This window comes from Cuniculiplasma divulgatum (assembly GCA_031200235.1).
Classification (GTDB): domain Archaea; phylum Thermoplasmatota; class Thermoplasmata; order Thermoplasmatales; family Thermoplasmataceae; genus UBA509.
This window is the reverse complement of the sequence record CP133595.1, coordinates 373,504-393,432: the sequence shown is the minus strand read 5'-3', so window position 1 is coordinate 393,432 and position 19,929 is coordinate 373,504. Positions and strand designations below refer to the sequence as shown.

General features: G+C 46.2%; 15 protein-coding genes and 2 tRNA genes. 11 read left to right on the top strand and 6 right to left on the bottom strand.

Annotated features, from left to right (window positions below; translation table 11 throughout):
• Positions 1 to 11: 11 nt before the first annotated feature.
• On the bottom strand, positions 12 to 1,457 hold the full coding sequence (gvpD, locus tag RE469_02090) for a gas vesicle protein GvpD (protein WMT44999.1): 1,446 nt from the start codon (positions 1,455 to 1,457) through the stop codon (positions 12 to 14).
• Between the two features lie 7 nt (positions 1,458 to 1,464).
• Positions 1,465 to 2,331: a DUF835 domain-containing protein gene (locus RE469_02085; protein WMT44998.1), complete on the bottom strand. Its 867-nt coding sequence runs from the start codon at positions 2,329 to 2,331 to the stop codon at positions 1,465 to 1,467.
• Positions 2,332 to 2,543: 212 nt separating this feature from the next.
• Between RE469_02085 and mdh the strand changes: the two genes are divergently transcribed.
• Positions 2,544 to 3,518 carry a malate dehydrogenase gene (gene mdh, locus RE469_02080; GenBank protein WMT44997.1) on the top strand — a complete coding sequence of 325 codons (975 nt, stop codon included), beginning with the start codon at positions 2,544 to 2,546 and terminating at the stop codon, positions 3,516 to 3,518.
• Here mdh and queC read toward each other — a convergent pair.
• Both queC and RE469_02070 read right to left on the bottom strand, forming a co-directional pair.
• Positions 3,515 to 4,222 (bottom strand): 7-cyano-7-deazaguanine synthase QueC, encoded by a 708-nt coding sequence (gene queC / locus RE469_02075; GenBank protein ID WMT44996.1) that lies wholly within the window; start codon positions 4,220 to 4,222, stop codon positions 3,515 to 3,517. The genes mdh and queC overlap by 4 nt on opposite strands.
• Entirely contained in the window at positions 4,219 to 4,689 is a 471-nt protein-coding gene (locus RE469_02070; GenBank protein ID WMT44995.1) for a 6-carboxytetrahydropterin synthase, read from the bottom strand. Before RE469_02070 ends, queC begins: the two co-directional genes overlap by 4 nt.
• A 321-nt stretch (positions 4,690 to 5,010) precedes the next feature.
• Here RE469_02070 and RE469_02065 point away from each other — a divergent pair.
• Positions 5,011 to 5,085: transfer RNA gene (locus RE469_02065), tRNA-Arg, on the top strand.
• A gap of 152 nt (positions 5,086 to 5,237) precedes the next feature.
• On the opposite strand, the gene RE469_02060 is transcribed toward RE469_02065, so the two are convergent.
• Positions 5,238 to 5,987, bottom strand: a complete 750-nt coding sequence (locus RE469_02060) for a DNA polymerase sliding clamp (GenBank protein ID WMT44994.1) — start codon at positions 5,985 to 5,987, stop codon at positions 5,238 to 5,240.
• Positions 5,988 to 6,237: 250 nt separating this feature from the next.
• Here RE469_02060 and RE469_02055 point away from each other — a divergent pair, with 250 nt between their 5' ends.
• From RE469_02055 to RE469_02045, 3 genes are all read left to right on the top strand, one after another.
• A complete protein-coding gene (locus RE469_02055) occupies positions 6,238 to 6,810 on the top strand; it encodes a DUF998 domain-containing protein (protein ID WMT44993.1) in 573 nt (190 codons plus the stop codon).
• Between the two features lie 169 nt (positions 6,811 to 6,979).
• Complete coding sequence (locus RE469_02050) at positions 6,980 to 8,230, top strand: Glu/Leu/Phe/Val dehydrogenase (GenBank protein WMT44992.1); 1,251 nt, start codon at positions 6,980 to 6,982, stop codon at positions 8,228 to 8,230.
• 46 nt (positions 8,231 to 8,276) lie between these two features.
• A tRNA-Gly gene (locus RE469_02045) sits at positions 8,277 to 8,348 on the top strand.
• Positions 8,349 to 8,542: 194 nt separating this feature from the next.
• Here the strand turns inward: RE469_02045 and RE469_02040 are convergent.
• Positions 8,543 to 10,240 carry an MFS transporter gene (locus RE469_02040; protein WMT44991.1) on the bottom strand — a complete coding sequence of 566 codons (1,698 nt, stop codon included), beginning with the start codon at positions 10,238 to 10,240 and terminating at the stop codon, positions 8,543 to 8,545.
• A 341-nt stretch (positions 10,241 to 10,581) separates the two neighbouring features.
• On the opposite strand from RE469_02040, the gene RE469_02035 reads away from it, so the two are divergent.
• The 6 genes from RE469_02035 (at position 10,582) to RE469_02010 (ending at position 19,925) form a co-directional block, all read left to right on the top strand.
• Positions 10,582 to 11,736 (top strand): citrate synthase, encoded by a 1,155-nt coding sequence (locus RE469_02035; GenBank protein WMT44990.1) that lies wholly within the window; start codon positions 10,582 to 10,584, stop codon positions 11,734 to 11,736.
• Positions 11,737 to 11,944: 208 nt separating this feature from the next.
• A complete protein-coding gene (locus RE469_02030) occupies positions 11,945 to 12,868 on the top strand; it encodes a pirin family protein (GenBank protein WMT44989.1) in 924 nt (307 codons plus the stop codon).
• Positions 12,869 to 13,093: 225 nt separating this feature from the next.
• Positions 13,094 to 13,699, top strand: coding sequence for an acetate uptake transporter (locus RE469_02025; GenBank protein WMT44988.1), 606 nt, complete (start codon positions 13,094 to 13,096; stop codon positions 13,697 to 13,699).
• 79 nt (positions 13,700 to 13,778) lie between these two features.
• The gene (gene acs / locus RE469_02020) at positions 13,779 to 15,731 is read left to right on the top strand and encodes an acetate--CoA ligase (GenBank protein ID WMT44987.1); all 1,953 of its coding nucleotides are present in this window, start codon (positions 13,779 to 13,781) and stop codon (positions 15,729 to 15,731) included.
• Between the two features lie 75 nt (positions 15,732 to 15,806).
• On the top strand, positions 15,807 to 17,150 hold the full coding sequence (locus tag RE469_02015) for an FAD-dependent oxidoreductase (GenBank protein WMT44986.1): 1,344 nt from the start codon (positions 15,807 to 15,809) through the stop codon (positions 17,148 to 17,150).
• Between the two features lie 108 nt (positions 17,151 to 17,258).
• Positions 17,259 to 19,925: an MMPL family transporter gene (locus tag RE469_02010; protein ID WMT44985.1), complete on the top strand. Its 2,667-nt coding sequence runs from the start codon at positions 17,259 to 17,261 to the stop codon at positions 19,923 to 19,925.
• Positions 19,926 to 19,929: the final 4 nt, after the last annotated feature.

Below are 19,929 nucleotides of genomic sequence, written 5' to 3'. Positions count from 1 at the left end.
TCCCTTTGCCTTCACACAATGTCAAAAAGTTTAATGTCCGGCCAGTGCGATTTGTCATATTCAGGAATGGCAGCGTAAGATATCCTGGGGGCAGAATTCATCAACGCGTAGCCACTGACTTCCTTGAAATGGATGGCAAGATTTGAGTAATGGCTAATTTTTCCGTAATACTCGTCATCTGCTATTATTATGGTTGCTCCGGTGGGTCTTATGCCGTTTATGAGGTTCACCAGGTCGCCGAAGAAGTCTGGGCCGTACGTAAACATCAGGAAATCCGTGGAAAAGAAATAGAGGTTTGGCCTGGATGATGATGACATGAAGAAATCTATGACGTCGTTGGGGAAATCCTCCACAATGCTCTTCCCCTCAAGATTTATGACAAACGAGTTGGCCCTCTTGGACTTCTCGGCCGTTATGTAATGTTTCATGGTTTCAGGATCCATAACGTTCACAAGTATCCTTGAAGTCTCATAGCTGCTGGACGTGGCATCAATTACACCACGACCCACAGAAATCGCATTTTTAATGAGATTGTTCTTCACAAGGTTGACAACATCGTTGACCACGTTTGAATTATCCTTCCTGTGAAACATTATTACAGATCCAAGGGGAATTGATTTCGCTCCGGTTGGAGTAAGCTTGGGGAGGTCGGATGAATCAAGGGGCACTTCAAATTCCTCGTGGGGTTTTCCAGCCTCAACGGTAATACGGGTTTCAGGGTATATTATGAGGTTTTGCTTGAAAGGATCAAACCTGCCATCCTTGAGTGTGTACAGGTAGACCGGCGTGGATCCCAGTGATACTCCCCTGAGCTTCTCCACAGTGGCCCGCCTTACAAGGAAATCTGCATCAACATAGTAGTCCATTGATACAACGCCATCCGAAAAGTACTCCAGCTTCTGGTTCTCGTTGGCTTCAAGGATTGCAATGATATTTGCTCTGGATTTTTCCACAAGATCTGAATGTAAGACAGAAAAGAGCGTCAAACTGCTCATGTCGTACTTCTCTGACAGGGCTTCCATTGAATCTATAACTATCAGTGGATTATTCCCGTAATTTGCATCCACGAACTCATATATGGATCTTATATCGGGCAGGAGATCGGCTATATTGAGGATCAGGCCCTTATTGAGTGAACTGGAAATCTGACCTTCTTCTATCATTCTCTCAAGCTTCTGCAGGGAATCTGTGCTGACCGACGTGAGGTCTGACTGTGTACCTCCTTCCCTGTTCTTTATGGACACATCCTTGAGCCAGGGAAAGGATTCAAAAAGAGAATCATCGGAAAACCTGGACGAAAGGTAGCATACGGGAGTGTTTCCAAGGATACCCTCAAGATATCCAAGTGCAAAAGTTGTCTTACCTGCACCCGGTTTCCCCTTGATCACCAGTGATTTTCCGAATTTCTGGCTGAAGAAATTGTCAAGTAATCCAATAAGTCCTTCCCTAGCTTTCAAGAATGCATCATCTCTCCAGTTCGTTTATCTTTCTGGGGCTCCATTCATAGCAGTATCTTGTGATCTGTCCAAACTGGATGTGGTCCATGGATTCCTCACCCAGGACAAGTATCAGGTACACTTCCTTTTCCATGGCCGCGCTCTTTATCAATTCAAAGGAACGCGCCACGTCATAGAAGGAATGGTAAACTATCATCAGGTCAAATATGTCAATAAAAATCAGGTAAGTTGAACCCTCATTTATCCTCTTAATTATTGTATCCACAATGAATGTGAGATTCACCGGCCGGTTTCGTTGAGCCCCGATTGAATCAGTCACCCAGATGAAGTTTCTGTCATTGAGAATTTCCGGCATCTCCATTCTCAGGTTGAACCGTGAAACAACAAGTGATCTGTCCCTGTCAATATGCTTTGAGATGAGCATGGATGTGAAAAGGCCAGTGTTATCTGGATTAGTGAAATATGTGTTTCCAGGATAAAGTCCGTTCTTGGCCAGGTATATGGTGGTATCATTTATTGTCCTTAGCTTCCTGACCGTATGGCTGGAAAGAGCTTTCCGAAGGCGATCCCTGGTTTCATCAATGTTGTCAGGATCTACTGGCACAAGCTCCGATGAGTACTTTATCCGCTCATTCACTTCGGGAACGGACCTGTACATGAGTATGAGGAGGAATTCTCTTCTTTCAGTGAGGAATAACTTTTCATCCTCACTGGGCATTTCTCCATCTACGAAATATATTAAAGTGGTGGGACTGGCCTCCTCCAGAACTCGGACGCTCAGTTTCTTCAGCAGCTTGAATTCCATGCCAGTGGGAACCATAAGCTCCCTGAGCATTTCCTCTTCACTGCCAGACCCATCATATACAAGAATCATTGTCTCTGATTTAAAGTTCAAGATTATTTAATTTTTGCCATTGTGTCGAGCCAGTTTTCTCATGAAATTTTCTCTGAATTACTACTATTTCTAACATCTTAAACAGAAATGTGCATAGGAACATAAATAATAATCATGCCTCGCTGCACCAGTGGTCCGCACCAATCGAACACTCAGGCACAACTTTAAGATTGAATAAGTGATTTTCTGTCATGGTAAGAAAAAAGATTTCAGTAATAGGAGCCGGAAACGTAGGGGCTACTGTGGCTCAGTTTGTAGCACTGAAGGAACTAGGCGATGTTTATTTATTCGATGTGGTGGACGGTATTCCTGAAGGGAAGGGCCTGGATATTATGGAAGGGAGCCCGCACTGGGGCACAGATGTTGATGTGAGAGGATTCACAACAACAAATCCAGAGGCGTACAGGAATATGGAGAACTCAGACGTCATAGTTATAACAGCTGGGCTTGCAAGAAAGCCAGGCATGAGCCGTGACGATCTTCTGAACAAGAACGTTGAGATAATGTCTGATGTTGCCAGGAATGTCAAGAAATATTCCCCAAATTCAAAGGTTGTGGTGGTCTCAAATCCTGCTGATATCATGGCATACGCTTTCCAGAAGGTTTCAGGAGTGAAGCCGGAATACATAATGGGACTTGGAGGGTCACTGGACAGTTCAAGATTCAGGACTTTTCTTGCAATGGAGCTTAACGTATCAGTTGAGGATGTCAATGCATTCGTCATTGGTGGACACGGTGATGACATGGTGCCTTTCATAAGATACTCAAACGTCTCAGGCATCCCAATCAGCAACCTTCTTTCAAAGGAGAAGATTGAAGAGATCGTAAAGAGAACAAGATTCGGCGGTGGGGAAATAGTGAACTACCTGAAGACTGGAAGTGCGTATTACGCGCCAGGTATCTCCATCACTGCGATGGTAGAATCAATAATAAAGGATAAGCACAGAGTCATCCCATGCGCAGCCTACCTGGAAGGGGACCATGCAAAGCATTACGGCGCATCCGGCATATTCATCGGTGTTCCCATAAGCATAGGCTCAAACGGTGTTGAGAGAATATACGATATGGATTTCACTGCCGAGGAGAAGGCCCTCTGGGAGAAAACAGTTAAGGGAGTTCAGGAGAACTGCAAGAAGGTTGACGACTTCCTGAAATCCAAAAACTAATTTTTTTCAAGAAATTTTCTATAAAATTCCGGATAAGATTCGTAAGGGATCGGATCGGGGATGCCGGCCTCCATGAACCCTTTCAGCCTCAGGAGGCAGGAATCACATTTTCCACATGCCTTCTCCCTGCCAAGATAACAGGAGGTTGTCAGATCATAGGGCACATTCAGTGACCTTCCTGTTTTTATTATCTCTCCCTTGGTAAGGTATTGCAGTGGAACATTTATTCTGAAGGGGTGTTCAGATCCGGCCACTGTTCCCAGGTTCAGCGCATCTTCGAAAGCGTTATAGAAGGCTGGCCTGCAGTCTGGATATCCTGAGAAATCAACTGCATTGGCACCGATGAAGATATGATTTGCGCCTATGGATTCTGCCATTGATGCAGCTATGGAAAGGAATATGATGTTTCTTGATGGCACATAAGTATTGGGAATGCTCTCCTCTATATGATCCAGTGACCTGGTCTCCACATCCTTCTGGCCGGTCAGGGCACTGATTGTAACCTCATTCAGATTCATCCTGACTACATGCCTTTGCACGTGGAAATGATCCGCCACCCTGGCAGATGCTTCAAGTTCCCTGCTATGTCTCTGGCCATAATCAAAGCTTATGGCCGTGCAATCATACCCCTTGCTGAGGGCGATTGCCAGTACTGTAGTGGAATCGATCCCTCCGGACAGCAGACATACTGCCTTACCAATCATCGGGACACTTCCGAGCACGCACCCTGACCCGGGCTCTCGTAAACGCAGACTTCAAACCTTCTGATATTTCCATGACGGAATATCTCCTTCTCTGTTTTTTCAAGGATGCTTCTGGAAAGCAGCTCACTCGAGCTCATTTCCCTGTCAAGCAGGTACACATCGCTGACGGGAAACTGGAATTTCTTTCCCGCATATGCCACAAGGCACACTTCTCCATCAATTTTGCATGTGGAGAAGCCGGAATGTTCCGGGACAAGTATTCTATGGTCAAGCGGTTCAATGGCTTTCCTCATGAGGGACTTCAGTATTCCGTAGTCCATAAGCACGCCTTCCTCAGGGTCACCCTCAACCTCCACATTTACGTAGTAGTTGTGTCCATGGAGGTGGGCACACTTTTCTATTGTTGGTATGAAATGCGCTGCGGAAAAATCCATGTGGCCAAGTGAACCATCAATCATAAGTTTCATATTTACTGCATAGTGACATTATTCTTAATTTTTGATCATCATTTCCAGTGGACTGGATCAATCATGTGAGAAGCCAGGGGCCATCTCTGTGGAACACACTTTCTGATGTTATGGTTGCAGCTGACCTCCGGGAGTAAAATACTTCGAAATAAAATCGCAATTTTAATCAGGAATGCCGGGGGGACACGGGCATCCGTAGCCCTGCAATCAGAATCCTGTTGCAGGGCATTTTGCAAATGGAGACTTCATGAATACCTCCGGGGGATACGATCTTGAGTTTGAAATATATACAAGTATGTGATTATGTTGAGCACCAAGTTAGGGCGCGTGGCCCAGTCTGGATATGGCAGCAGCCTCCTAAGCTGCAGATCAGGGGTCCGAATCCCCTCGCGCCCGTCTTACTTCATTCAACATTATTTTTCCGAAAATCTCCGGATATATTTTAACGCGTAACTTCCTAGTGGATAGGAGTATGCTTGTTTTGACCCGGTACGAAACATTGTTACAGCGAAGTGGACTTTTGAAAAATGAAAGAGGAGTTTCTCTTATTACTGTTCCATTCTCGGCGCAAGAAGGAATGAACCCTTTGCCTGGTTCTCTGCTCCACCCTTTGACTGGCCAAATGAGAACTCTATATTCAAAGGGTAGTCATCTTTGAAACTCAACTTGATCTCGTCTGAGCTTGTAAGGGACTTTACCAGCTTGAGGAGGTACTCCAGAGGATATGAACTCTTTATCGGTGCCGAGCATTTCAGCTCCTTAAGCATGTCCTTGGTCAGGATCATCTCGGATTCCTCGGAGTCGGAAGAAGATCTGGCCTTGAACTCATCAGGTCCCAGAGTGAGCCTTATGGAATCTGAGACATCCTCGGCAGCCCTGAGTCCCCTTTCAAACTCAGATTTGCTGACAACCACATAATTATCTGAACTAATGACCGGGACACGGGGTGTCATGACGGTGTTATTGTCCAGAAGTGCTATGCTTTTGCTGATGTTGTTGATCTCAAATTTAAGTTTCTCCTTCTCCTTGGTCAGGGTTACCTGATCTCCGGAATTTGCCAGTCTTATGACAGATTTCATCCTTTCCACGTCTATTGAAATCTCTTCCTCACCATCTATCTGGTATTCCACAAAAGCCTCCTTTGGTACATCAATGGAAACCATTGCCACGTGGGCAGGATCAACAACCTTAACCGATATGCCGGTCTGATCTATTTTGAATTTAGCTTCTGTGACAACCGTATTCAACAGATCTGCAATCTCTTTCAAGTTTTTTACTGAAATTGTGAGTCTAAGCATTTATAACACCAGAACTTAGTATCAAGCTCCAGATAATTCCATTGATGATAATTAATACTTTTCTTATGGTGGTTGCAGAGAATGAATCGCAACCATGATGAAAAAAATAAGCCACGCGCGTAATAAATCACTTGATTCCCAGAAGTACGGCGGCACAACTGAGTGGATTTCTGGCATGTTACTGCAACCATTCACAGTATGGAATGCGCAAAACTTAAAATGCGGATTCAGGGTAGAAGATATGAAAATTATGAAAAAAAATCTTGATATGAACGTGGCTGGAGTGCTATTTTTTGTGTCGATTGCCCAGTTCTTCCTTATGATGCTGCTGGCAGAAACCATATATCCTAATTATAGTGTGTCGCACAACTACATCAGCGATCTTGGGGTTGGAAAGACAGCTTACATTTTCAACGTTTCAATTGTACTGCTGGGGATTCTTTTGATTGCAGCGGCCTATATATCCCGAAGTTTCTCCAGAGTGTTCTCAGTCATAATCGTTCTTGCGGGCATAGGTGCCATGGGTGTTGGAATATTTCCGGAGACCACTGGCAGCATCCATGTCTACTCCTCACTGCTGGTGTTCCTAATGGCCTCCATTGCGCCATACATTATCATCTATAAGCTCAAGAACAGCCTCTCAGTTGCATGGGCAATACTTGGTACCATTGGCCTGGTCTCCCTGATCCTCTACGCCACCGGGCATTACCTTGGCCTTGGTGTTGGAGGTATGGAGAGATTCATTGTTTATCCTGATCTCCTCTGGGGAATGGGTTTCGGGGGTTGGCTTCTGGGTAAAGGTCAGGCTGAGGGTGGTCAGTGACGGGGGGGCAGTATCGTTACATCCTCTGGCGAAAACAAAGCAGTCATGAAGACATTTCGATCATAATTCATTATAGACAGTATGGCACATGGCATATTGTATCGTGAAAGCTTAAATTATGTCCATGGGATTACCATGTGTCCTCATCTAGAGGATAATAGGTGAAAATATGCCAGAAGATTTGGACCCATTTGATATAGCTGTGAAACAGCTGAAAAAAGCAGCAGACGTAATGAAACTGGACAAGCAGACCTTTGAGGTGCTTAGCCACCCTATGGCAATTCTTCAGGTAAGTATACCTGTTAAGATGGACAATGGGGAAACAAAGGTTTTCACTGGCTTCAGAGTTCACTATAACAATGCAAGGGGACCGGTGAAGGGCGGTATAAGGTTCCATCCTGAAGAGACCCTTTCAACCGTAAAAGCTCTCTCTGCATGGATGACATGGAAGACTGCCATAACGAACCTTCCACTTGGCGGTGCAAAGGGTGGAGTTATATGCGATCCAAAGAGCATGAGCGCGGGTGAGCTGGAGAGACTAAGCAGGGGATACGTTAGGGCCATAGGAGAATTCATAGGGCCAGAGATAGATGTTCCTGCACCTGATGTCTATACTACTCCGCAGATCATGGCATGGATGATGGACGAATACGAGAATATAGTCAGACATTCCGCTCCTGGAGTCATAACAGGAAAGCCACTGGAGGTCTGGGGTTCACTGGGCCGTGGTGACGCAACTGCAAAGGGTGGAATGTATGTTCTGAGAGAAGCTGCTAAAACTCTGGGAATGGACCTTTCAAAGGCAAAGGTGGCAATTCAGGGATTTGGCAATGCCGGGCAATTCGCACTCAAGCTCGTGAAGGAGATGTTCCACTCAAATGTAGTTGCCATATCTGACACAAAGGGTGGAATATACTCTGAGAAGGGCCTGGACTTTGACAAGCTGATGGAACACAAGAAGAAGACTGGCACTGTTCAGAATTTGCCCGGTACAAAGAACATAACAAATGAGGAACTTCTGGAACTTGATGTTGATGTGCTCATACCTGCAGCAATTGAGAACCAGCTCAGGGCAGACAATGCCAACAAGGTAAGGGCGAAGGTAATCTTGGAACTTGCAAATGGACCCACAACTCCTGAGGCAGACGAGATATTCTTCAAAAGGAAGGTACTGGTACTGCCAGACTTCCTGTCCAACGCCGGGGGAGTAACTGTATCCTATTTTGAGTGGGTGCAGAACCAGGCAGGATACTACTGGACTGAGAAAGAAGTGTACGAACGCCTTGACCAGAAGATGACAGAGGCAACCCATGCGGTTCTTGACGCGGCCAAGAAATACAACGTAGATCCAAGGACTGCAGCGTACACGGTATCCGTAAAGAGAGTGGCGGATGCCATGAAGATGAGGGGCTGGGTGTAAACCCACCTCAAACATTTTTTATATCTCTCTATTTTTACCAGTTAAGGCGGGTGTAGTGTAGTGGTTATCACTGGAGCTTCCCAAGCTCTAGACCCGGGTTCGAATCCCGGCATCCGCATATTATTTGGCTGATCGTGTATCTGTTTCATTGTTATTCAATCAGTGAATCATTGATACCATTCTAAGTGGCATGGGACGGATAATGCAATTATATCTGCTCAAAAATCAATGGGAGGAAGAATCAGCACAAATTAACTGTTTATTCTCAGTTCCAAGTGAAAACCCTTGGTGCTAAGAATGGTTATAAAAGTCTCATTTGACGGAGAGACTGCCATCCGGATTTTTCTCCAAGTCCTCCGATTTGATCCGTTTCCTCTCATTTCTGAAGAAAGATAGAATGGAGCCAAATATGGTAATGACTGAAATGACATAGAAAACTGTATCAAGAGATTTCATGAAAGATGGGGCGAGAACTCCCGGGAACCAACTGTTTCCTTCCAGCAGTTTGACTGTTGAGGCAGGGATTGCAGCGGGAAGACGTGGAATAGCAGCCATAATTGCCCCGACAGGATTTATGCCAAGAAACGCACCAAATATAGCCTCAGTTGGTGGCATGCTGGAGAGATAGGGAACCAGCGATGTTGCGCCAGCAGAGTTAAGAGCAGAGGTAATGTGCAGCGGTAAGCTTGTAGCCAGGCCGGCAATAAGTATGCTGAAGAAAACGCCCATGCTGGCAACGTAGCCCGTGTTGCGCATGTTATTGAGCATTCCGGAGGCGGAGCCTCTGTCAGAGGCGGGTACAGAATTCATGACTGCAGAGATATTGGGGGAGTTGAATAATCCATAACCCGCTCCGAATATGGTAATCAGAATCCCCATTTTTACATAGGAAAAATTGTAGGACAGGAAGGTTAACCCCAGCAGAGAGAGGGCCGATATGAGCAAACCGATTACTGTAAGCATGCGTTGCCCATATCTGTCAGAAATCCTGCCCGCCAGAATCCCAAACAACCCCATACTCACCGTCATGGGAAGCATATAAATTCCAGCCCATAGGGGGGTAATGGAATATGGCACACCGTGTAATGGAAGCCACACTCCCTGGAAAAGAAGAGTAAGCATGTAAAGCAGCCCCATCATTCCCATGGCTGAAATAAATCCAGTTAAGCTGCCGATGGAGAACCCCCTGGACCTGAAGAGCTTAAGGTTGAACATTGGATATTCTGATCTCATTTCCCACACAACAAAGAGCACAAGTAAGACGGCTCCTGCTGCAAGCGCCAGTATAACCAGCGGATTTTCCCATCCCATTGGGCTGTTTCTATATGGTGTGATACCGTAGGTCACACCCAGAAGGAAAACAACCAGTCCTGAGCCAAACAACACATTTCCGGCAACGTCAATGGTCTGTTTCTTTCTTGGCGATGTCTCTTTCAGCTTGAGGTAGGACCATACTGTCCCAAAGATGCCCAGTGGAACGCTAAGGAGAAAAACATCCCTCCAGTATATAACCGAAAGAATACCTCCCAGAACAATCCCTATGCTCACTCCCGAAACTGAGGCAACGCTGTTGATTGATATGGCGAAGCCCCTCTGGTTAGGATTGAAATTGTCCGATATTATGGCAAAACTATTTGCCATTATGAAAGACCCTCCAACAGCCTGTATTATCCTGAATATGATGATTTCAAGGGCACCCGTATCGCTGCGCCCCGGAGTGAGATAAAGGAGAACGGATGCAACAGTGAATATGAGGAAACCCATATTAAAAAGCCGGACACGGCCAAACATGTCTGAGAGTTTGCCCACGGTGACCAGGAGTACGGATATTACGATCATGTAGCTCATTATCACCCAGAGCAGATAGGAAAAGGAGCCGGGGGAAAGCGGATTCAGCCCGATGCCTTCGAATATTGGCGGGAGAGCAACAATTATTACGCTGGTGTTTATGGTGGCAACAAGCTGCCCCAGGGTGGTGTTTGAAAGGGCGATCCACTTCTGTTCCACCATATTCAGAAATCATGGCATGCAAATTTAATGTTTCCAAGCTGAAACAGGCTAAACTATTGATAACATTTACGATGAATCAGATGCATCAAGGTAACCCCCGTCAATTGACCTGTTATCTGGAAGTTGAAGGAATACTTGCAGATAAAATGTGGAAAATATCCATGTATATCATTTTAGAAATCACATGGCTTTAATTTTCACAGATCTAAGCACTTTAAGGGTTTTATGCCATTGCAGGCATATGTGATACGCAGGCCCCGTGTTTTGGGGAAAAATTATTCCTTAATATATTAGTGATTGACCTTATTTTCAGCACAGTCTTAGTTATTGGAGTGGTCTGTATGGAAGACATAAAAACTATCGATAAGGGGCTGGAAAATGCAGAAATAGAGTGGACAAAACTGACTACAATTGACGGGGAGAAAGGCATTCTGATGTATGGAGGATACTCCATTGATGACATTATAGCACACAAGGCATCTGTGGAAGAGATACAGTATCTTTTCCTGTATGGTGAATTACCAACTCAGAACCAGCTTCAGGCATTCAGGCATGATGTGGAAGCAGGCTATAAGCTGCCTGACTATGTGATAGACATAATAAGGAAACTGCCTAGAGAATCCGATGCCGTTGCCATGCAGATGGCTGCATTTGCATCCATGGCCGCAGCAGAAGTAAGCTTCAAGTGGAACAAGGAAACGGATAAGGTAGTGGCTGCGAATGTAATTGGAAGGATGTCTGCAGTTACTGCGAATGTCTACCGCCACATAATGGGACTGCCGCCTGCAAATCCAAAGCCATCTGGCAGCTTTGTTGAAAGTTTCCTGAAAGCCACATTCGGCAAGGAACTCTCCAGGGAAGAAATAGACGCAATGAATTCTGCACTCATACTGTATACAGATCATGAGGTTCCCGCTTCAACAACCGCAGGTCTTGTTGCAGTGTCCACGCTTTCTGACATGTATTCAGGAGTGACAGCTGCACTTGCAGCACTTAAGGGTCCACTACATGGGGGAGCAGCGGAAGCTTCAATTGCACAGTTCAAGGAGATAGGCGACGAGAAGAATGTCAGGAACTGGTTCGACAAAAACATAACAACCGGGAACAAGAGGCTGATGGGTTTTGGCCACAGGGTGTACAAGACATATGACCCAAGGGCCAGGATATTCAAGAAATACGCAGAGTCGCTGGTGAAGAACAGCAGGGAAGCAGAAAAGCTATTCAAGGTTGCCACTGCTCTGGAGGAACTGGGCATAGAAAAGTACGGAGCGAAGAAGATATTCCCCAATACTGATTACTTCTCTGGCATCGTTTACCTGTCTATGGGATTCCCTCTTCAGAACAATATATACACAGCTCTGTTCGCCCTTTCCAGGATAACCGGCTGGACTGCTCACTTCATTGAGTACGACGAGGAGGAGGAAAGGCTCATCAGGCCCAGGGCAGTATACGTCGGAAAAGGGCTCAGGGACTTCACCCCCATAACTGCAAGATAGGTGGACTCATAAAGTCCACAACACATCAATTTTGATAACTCTTATAAACGGCGGAACTTATTCTGGCATTTTCAAGTTATTCAATTGGTTCACTAGCGCAACTTTAGCACTGGTGCAATGTCATATAAATGACTTGGTCTATTTTAAATAGTAGATGGTAATATGTAACTAAGTATAAAATATACATTTAACTTGGAGTTGATAACATATGGCAGAAGGAAAGGAAAAAAGCATAATACAGGTTTTCAGGGGTAACGATACTGTAGACGGAGCTGGCGTCAGGCTTAGGAGAATGTTTGGCGGGCATAACACAGCATATCTCACTGATCCGTTCCTGCTTCTGGATCATTTCGGTTCCAGCGATCCAGCAGAATATATGGCAGGCTTTCCATGGCATCCACACAGGGGCATTGAAACTGTCACCTTTCTTATGGAGGGCAAGGTGGAGCATCAGGACAGCGAGGGCCACAGGGGAACAATATACCCCAATGATATACAGTGGATGACGGCAGGGAGCGGCATTTTTCACCAGGAAATGCCACATGCTTTAGACGACAGGGATCCATCTGAAATCATGCGGAGCACTGGTATGTCAACATCCGTGGTTGGTCTTCAGCTCTGGATAAACCTTCCAAGCAAGTACAAAATGACCACTCCAACATACCGTGGAATCACAGGCAAAATCACCCCAGTTGTAGAGGATGACAGTGGAAATAGAATCAGGATAGTTGCAGGAAAATATCTCAGAGACCAGGGATACCTCATGGGCAGGCCTGAAATAGATCCGGTATATCTTGAGGTGAAGATGCCTCCGGAATCAGAGTTCAGGTACACTGTTGAAAATGGGCATAACAGCATAATCAACACTCTTTCCGGGGACATAAGAACAGGAAGAGAAAGCACTGTTATTCATCCAAGGTCCGCAGTGGTCTTCAGCCAGGAAAATGATACCATAACAGTTAAAACAGGGGATCGTCCAGCAAGATTCATACTTCTTGCAGGAAAGCCCATCAGAGAGCCAATATTCTGGTATGGCCCCATGGTCATGAACACCCGTGAGGAGATCAACCAGGCACTGCAGGATCTTCAGAACAACACATTCATCAGGGAAAAGAATCCAATCACCGAATAGTTTTCACCCATAGAAATGCAGAAAGGTCAAGACTGCAGATGCCAGAAATGAACGGATTCTGGCCCCAAGAGCCAGATGCGGTGCTACAGCTGAGTAAATTTTTAAAAATTCCATGTTAGTAGTATTAATACTTATACTATTTAGATATTTCTGAAGATATAATTTATATAGTAGATACCACATTGTCATGCTGGTCATCTGAATAGTTGACTTATGGAGGATAAAATGGTTGAAGACAGTTTAAATCCATTTGGAAAAGCGCTCGCTGCCGATCCGGCACCGCTGGGGCTCGCGGGTTTCGCCTTTACGACATTCCTGCTGAGCTTCGTGAATGCGGGCCTCATTACATCATCTGCTGCTAATGTGGTTGTGCCACTAGCCATTGCCTATGGTGGTCTCGGACAGCTGATTGCAGGTTCCTGGGAAATGCGGAGAGGGAATACATTCGGTTTCACTGCATTCACCAGCTACGGGGCTTTCTGGGAATTTTACGCCATAATGGTCCTGCTTGCTGACATGCATATCATATCAAGCCTGCCGGCTGAAGGCGTAGGTTGGGCACTTGTTCTGTGGGGTATCTTCACGCTTTACATGTGGGGCGGCGCAATGATGGCGAACCTTTCACTGAATCTGACATTCCTTACTCTGTTCATAGCGTTCTTTGCCCTTGGTGCAGGCGCCATTTACAGCAATGCGACCCTTACGCATGTTGGAGGCTATTTCGGTATACTGGCTGCATTCTTCGCCGCTTACACCAGCTTTGCCATTATCATAAACTCCATGAGGCCAAGCACAATCCCGCTGGGGCCGGCTGTGGGTAAGAAATCTTAACAGGATTTCTATCCTATAAATTTTTAAACCAAAACATTTTATTACAAAAGTATAAATATTATGTTGTTGTTTTTCTCCTATGGCAAAATCGGAATCTCAGAAAGATGTTCTGCCAACATCAGAGGTATTTCATCCCGGCATAGGAAGCTATCAACAGGTGTACAGGGAATCTGTGGAGAACAGGGATGATTTTTGGAGCAAACAGGCGGGCATTCTTGACTGGCATAAGAGATGGGACAAGGTGCTGGATGATTCAAATCCTCCGTTTTACAGATGGTTTGTGAACGGGAAACTCAACGCATCCTACAATGCCCTTGACAGGCATGTTATGCATGGTAAGAGGAACAAGGCGGCATACATATGGATAGCAGAAAATGGCGATGAGAAGATAGTAACGTACGACGGGCTGTATAGAAGAGTAAATAATTTTGCAAAAGCACTTCTGGACCTGGGGATAAAGAAGGGTGACAAGATAATTATCTATCTGCCCATGATTCTTGAAGCGCCAGTTGCAATGCTTGCTGCCGCCAGAATCGGAGCAGTTTTCTCATTCGTTTTTGCGGGCTTTGGTGCAGGGGCCCTGGCAGACAGGATAAATGATTCAAAGGCCAGGATGGTGATCACGGCCGATGGGGCATTCAGGGGAGGAAAGGTAGTTGAACTGAAGAAGATCGTTGACGAAGCAGTTGAGATGACCTCATCAGTCAGCACCATAGTTGTTGTGAAAAGAACAGGCACAGAGATACAGATGGATGAGGAAAGGGATGTGTGGTGGCACGATGTCACCAAGGATGCCTCCACTTACGTTGAACCAGAATGGATGGACTCAAACGATCCCCTGTATATTCTGTATACTTCCGGAACGACAGGAAAACCAAAGGGAGCTGTTCACGGCAATGGAGGTTATGCTGTATGGGTATCAAGCACACTCAGGTGGGCATTTGATCCCAAGGAGGATGACAGATGGTGGTGTGCTGCAGATATCGGATGGGTTACCGGCCACAGCTACATAGTGTTTGCCCCGCTTTTCCTTGGCCTGACATCCATAATGTTCGAGGGTGCCATAACGTATCCGGCTCCCGACAGGATGTGGGAGATCATAGAGAGATACCGTGTGAACCTCCTTTACACATCTCCAACTGCCATAAGAACTCTGATGAGATTCGGGGAGAAATACCCTGCAATGCATGACCTATCGTCACTTAGGGTTCTGGGCACTGTGGGAGAGCCAATCAACCCCGCAGCGTGGAAATGGTATTATGAACACATAGGTCACTCAAACTCGCCCATAATCGACACATACTGGCAGACTGAGACCGGAGGTTTCATGATTGCGCCAGCTCTTGGTCTGGGCCTCCCCCCACTTAAGCCAGGGTCAGCAACTTTCCCCATGCCTGGAGTCGAACCGGTGATACTGGACGATAAGGGAAATGAGCTCAAGGAAGAACAGAAGGGATACATTGCCTATAAGAAACCGTGGCCTGGCATGTTTCTCACGCTGAACAACGATCCGGAACGTTACAAGAAAGTGTACTTTGAAAAGTATCCCGGTTTCTATTTCTGCGGAGACTACGCAATAAAGGATAAGGATGGGTACTTCTGGCTCCTTGGCAGATCCGACGAGGTTCTGAACGTGTCGGGGCACAGGCTGGGAACCATAGAAGTTGAAGACGCTCTCATAAGTTCCAAGGAGGTTGCTGAAAGCGCAGTATTCGGAAAGCCTGACAACGTTAAGGGTGAGGTTATAGTGGCCTTCGTTGTGCTGAAGGATCAGTATCAGGATGACGGCGAAATAGTCCAGAAACTCAGAAAGCGAATAAGGGAGGATCTTGGTCCAATATATGTCCCTGAGGAAATCCACATTGTGAAGTCTCTCCCCAAAACAAGAAGCGGAAAAATAATGCGGCGTGTGGTGAAGGCCGTAGCACTGAATCAGCTTCCCGGGGACATAAGCACCCTTGAGAATTCAGCATCCGTGGATGAAATAAAGGCTGCAATAGAAGTATTTTCAAGCGAGACAGGCAGCTCATAAAACCCATTTTTTTCATTAATTTTCCAGATACTTTTGCACCAAAACCAATATGCTATTGTAAGGGTTTAGGGATTTATGGAGAAGGAGAGATTCATAGTTATTGGCGGGGACGCCGCAGGCATGAGCGCCGCATCAAGGATCAGGAAGAGGAGGCCGGAATCCGATGTAATTGTTTATGAAGCAGGCCAGTATGTGTCATATTCGGCCTGTGGAATGCCCTTTCACATTGGAGGAGTTGTGAAGGATTTCAACAGCCTTGTGCACTATCCGGTGGAAAAATTCCGCAAGGAAAGAAACATTGATGTGAGGCTTGGTGTTCGTGTAACTGCCATAGACAGAAAAAACAGGGAAATAACTTTCAAATCACAGGGCACAACAGGGAGGGATAATTATGACCGTCTTGTAATCGCCACCGGCGCCAGCGCCAGAGTTCCTGAGAATCTTCAGGGAGTTCCGAATGTGTATACCCTGAGAACACTGAATGATCTTCAGGGATTTGAATCCGCCCTTGACAGGGTGCATGACGTGACAATTGTTGGTGCGGGCTACATTGGACTTGAGCTTGCAGAATCCATGAGAAGCAGGGGGAAGACTGTGAGAATTATACAGCACTCCGGCAGAATCCTCAGGGGTTTCGACAAACAGCTCTCCGGTGCTATAATGGACGAGGTTCTTGCAAATAATGTACAGATGCTGATGAGCACCGAAATCACTCAGGTGGAGCAATCCGGTGACAGCCTGAGAATTGGCCTGGGCAATGGGCAATCATTGAACACAGAAATGATTGTGGTAGCGACGGGAGTCAGGCCAAACAGTGATATGGCAAAGGATGCAGGACTTGAAATCGGTGTTTCCGGCACCATCAAGGTGAATGAATACATGGAAACCAGCGATCCCCTGATCTTCGCCGCAGGAGATGTTGCCAGTTCCTTTAACATGATAACAGGGAAGGAGGTGTATATGCCCCTGGCGACCGGTTCAAACAAATCAGGGAGAATCGCTGGGGAAAACGCGGCCGGAGGCAGATCAAAGTTCGCTGGAATAGCTGGAACTGAGGTTGTGAAGGTATTCTCGCTTGAGGTGGGGAAGACCGGCCTGGATCATGATGCAGCAGTATCTGAAGGATTTGATGCCGTATCCTCAACAATAACGTCTACATCCCGATCCTCATATTATCCAGGATCGACGCCGCTCACCATTAAGATGACAGCAGACAAGAAGAGCAGGAGGGTTCTGGGGGCTGAGATCATTGGGCGTGAGGGTGTGGCAAAGAGAATTGATGTGGTAGCTACCGCAATCTATTCAAAGCTCACGGTTGATGACATGCTTGGAGTGGACTATTCATATTCCCCACCATTTGCACCTACGTGGGAGCCCATCCTTGTGGCAGCAGACGTTCTTTCCGGGAAGCTTGAATAGGCGTGAGGCTGCCCCCTTCTCCCCATCTGGAGATGAAGGATTCATAACCTGTAAAACCGTAAAATTTTTTTTGATCAGAAGCCATAAACTATCACACAATACAATGATGTGAAATTAAGCAGCTTCATAATCAGGCACAGGAAAACCATTGTAATCCTCTGGGCAGTTATCATTCTGGCCTCAACCCCTGCACTCCTGGGATATTCTCACTACATAACATATTCCAGTTCTGGCGCAGTCAATCCCAGCAGCGAATCTCAGATAGCCTCTCAAATACTTGAAAAATCCCACACAACAAATTCCTCGCTTGTGATTCTCGTGCTGCAGAATCCATTCCTGAACAATTCAACTGCAGCCAGGACTTTATCCATGCAGACAGCACTGCAGAGTTTGGGCATAAGGGATCTGGCATCAACAACCTCACCCTTCTCCGCTTATGCATCATTCATCAATACAGCCATAGGCAGGAATGCAACTCTCATAGCCTGGCTGTACAATGAGACCAGGATAAACGCAACTACCATGTATTCATTCCCTTCTGCTTTCTATTCAAGCTGGTCCAGTCATTCTTATACATATGATTCAATAATGGCTTCCGCCCTTGATGCAGGGTTCAATTCCTCCATGCCATACGAAGCAGCATTCATTTCGGAACTGAACAGGACTGCGGGAGCCAACAACGTATCTGGAAGTGAATCCGTTTCACAGCCGCTTCAGGCCGTAATGTCGGCAATCCTTATTGCTTATAACGAAAGTTATCCCCAGTATCAAATAGGTGAATATTCTCCTGGAAGCTATATTTCATACCATTACCTTGGGCTGAACAATTACTCAGATTCAGTCTCTGTGGCCGTGGCAGGCTATCTCAGGCAGTACTTTCCAGCCACACCTGACCTTGTGAATGCAACCATATCAGGCGGAAACGTTGGAATAAACTACGTCCGGATGTATGGACTTGCAGGAGCCCCACAGTACCTCACTGATCAGTATGTGAGCAGTGACAGGTCGGCATTCATTGTCAGTGTAATATTCTCTGTGCCCTCCGGTTACGTGGGGAAAGGTGATTTTGAGCCATCTGCAAATGCAACTCCTGCTGTGGAGAAGATAATCTCCAACTACTTTGGAAACTCCGGAATGGTAACTGGAAATGGTGCCATAAACCAGCAGATACAGCAGGTCACTGCCAGGTCGGCATTCATATTCGGCGTGCTGTTCGTGATCCTGGCAATAGCTGTTGCAATAACCCTTGTATCATGGAAGTCTGCCCTGGTGGCGCTGATATTTGTATCACTGGCAACAGCACTTGGCTATGTCTCAATCTTCATAACAGGAATAATCCTGTACGGGGTGAACTACATAGTAAACTATACCCTGACGGCTGTTGCAGTGGGGGTATCCACCGATTACCTCATCTATATAGCATCCAGGTACAGGCAGGAAATAAGGGAAGGCGCAAACAACCAGGATGCCCTGAGCACCGCAGTATCAAGGGCCGGCAGGGCAGTTGTAATCAGCGGCGTAACAGTCAGCCTGAGCCTCCTCACATTCTCATTCATTCCCGGCTTCAGGAGCTGGGGACTGGTGCTATTCATGGCAATACTCATGATTGTGGCACTCGTTGCAACACTGTTTCCTGCCATACTTGCACTCTTTGGTCCGGGTTTCTTCACCAGGAAATCCATATCAAGGGTTCAGGAGGGATACCATACAAAGTCAGTATTCCACAGGGCTGCCAGACTGGCCTCACGCAGGAGGGTTGCAGTTGTTGCGGTAATACTTCTGCTTGGAATACCCGCAGGTTACTTCTTCTTCACAGTGCCAACAACATATAATTTCAATACAGGTGTGCCGGCCGGTTTGCCTGCGGTGAAGGCATTGAACACTCTTGAAACTAAGTTCGGATCAAACCTGATCTACCCCATTGAGGTGATTCTGCCAATGGCAGGCACCAACTGGACTAATGCCACTGGAACCAATACCACCATACTATCCACCACCCAGATGCTTCTGGATTTCACAGGAGTGCATAAAGTGGTTGGACCGTACAGCAACGGGACATCCCTGAACAGCAGCATTTCGCCATCTTCATTCACTCTGGACGGCGGCAGGTATGTTTATTACCTGGTATACAGTGATTATTCACCATATTCCGCACAGGCATTACAGCAGGTTGCGCATCTCAGGGAGGACAAATCAATCATAGTGGGCGGCATTACTTCCAGTGTAATAGACCAGAAAGCAGAAAATGCCGTCACATACGGCGAACTGGAGATTCTCATTGTTGCAGTGATATTTGCCGTGCTGACGGTCTCTTTCAGGTCCCTGAGGTATCCCATAATATCAATTTCCGGAGTGTTTATCAGCATATCATGGACAACAGCCATCCTGTACTTCATTTCCACTTACATACTGCATCAGGCGCTCATATACCTGATCCCCATCATACTGTTCATAATCCTGATGTCCCTTGGAAATGACTACACGGTATTCATAGTCTCAAGTGTTCGTGAATACAGCGGTAAGATGGGTTTCAGGGATGGTATGCCACGGGGTATGGCAAGCTCCGGAAAGGTGGTTACATCTCTTGGACTGATACTTGCGGCATCCCTTGGATCCCTGGCATTCATACCGGATGGGTTCCTGGAGCAGCTTGGTATTTCCTTCATAATCTCACTGCTCATTGACACCTTCATAATCAGGGCCCTGTGCTTTCCCTCAATGCTTTCAATATTTCACATGAGAAAGGAAGAGATTGTGCTGGAGGAGAAGATGTGAATGT

Coding starts and splice junctions, on each gene's coding strand:
- RE469_02085 (WMT44998.1), bottom strand. CDS start 2,331: ATGATTCTTGTATATGATGGGTCTGGCAGTGAAGAGGAAATGCTCAGG.
- mdh (WMT44997.1), top strand. CDS start 2,544: ATGGTAAGAAAAAAGATTTCAGTAATAGGAGCCGGAAACGTAGGGGCT.
- queC (WMT44996.1), bottom strand. CDS start 4,222: ATGATTGGTAAGGCAGTATGTCTGCTGTCCGGAGGGATCGATTCCACT.
- RE469_02070 (WMT44995.1), bottom strand. CDS start 4,689: ATGAAACTTATGATTGATGGTTCACTTGGCCACATGGATTTTTCCGCA.
- RE469_02060 (WMT44994.1), bottom strand. CDS start 5,987: ATGCTTAGACTCACAATTTCAGTAAAAAACTTGAAAGAGATTGCAGAT.
- RE469_02055 (WMT44993.1), top strand. CDS start 6,238: ATGAAAAAAAATCTTGATATGAACGTGGCTGGAGTGCTATTTTTTGTG.
- RE469_02050 (WMT44992.1), top strand. CDS start 6,980: ATGCCAGAAGATTTGGACCCATTTGATATAGCTGTGAAACAGCTGAAA.
- RE469_02040 (WMT44991.1), bottom strand. CDS start 10,240: ATGGTGGAACAGAAGTGGATCGCCCTTTCAAACACCACCCTGGGGCAG.
- RE469_02035 (WMT44990.1), top strand. CDS start 10,582: ATGGAAGACATAAAAACTATCGATAAGGGGCTGGAAAATGCAGAAATA.
- RE469_02030 (WMT44989.1), top strand. CDS start 11,945: ATGGCAGAAGGAAAGGAAAAAAGCATAATACAGGTTTTCAGGGGTAAC.
- RE469_02025 (WMT44988.1), top strand. CDS start 13,094: ATGGTTGAAGACAGTTTAAATCCATTTGGAAAAGCGCTCGCTGCCGAT.
- acs (WMT44987.1), top strand. CDS start 13,779: ATGGCAAAATCGGAATCTCAGAAAGATGTTCTGCCAACATCAGAGGTA.
- RE469_02015 (WMT44986.1), top strand. CDS start 15,807: ATGGAGAAGGAGAGATTCATAGTTATTGGCGGGGACGCCGCAGGCATG.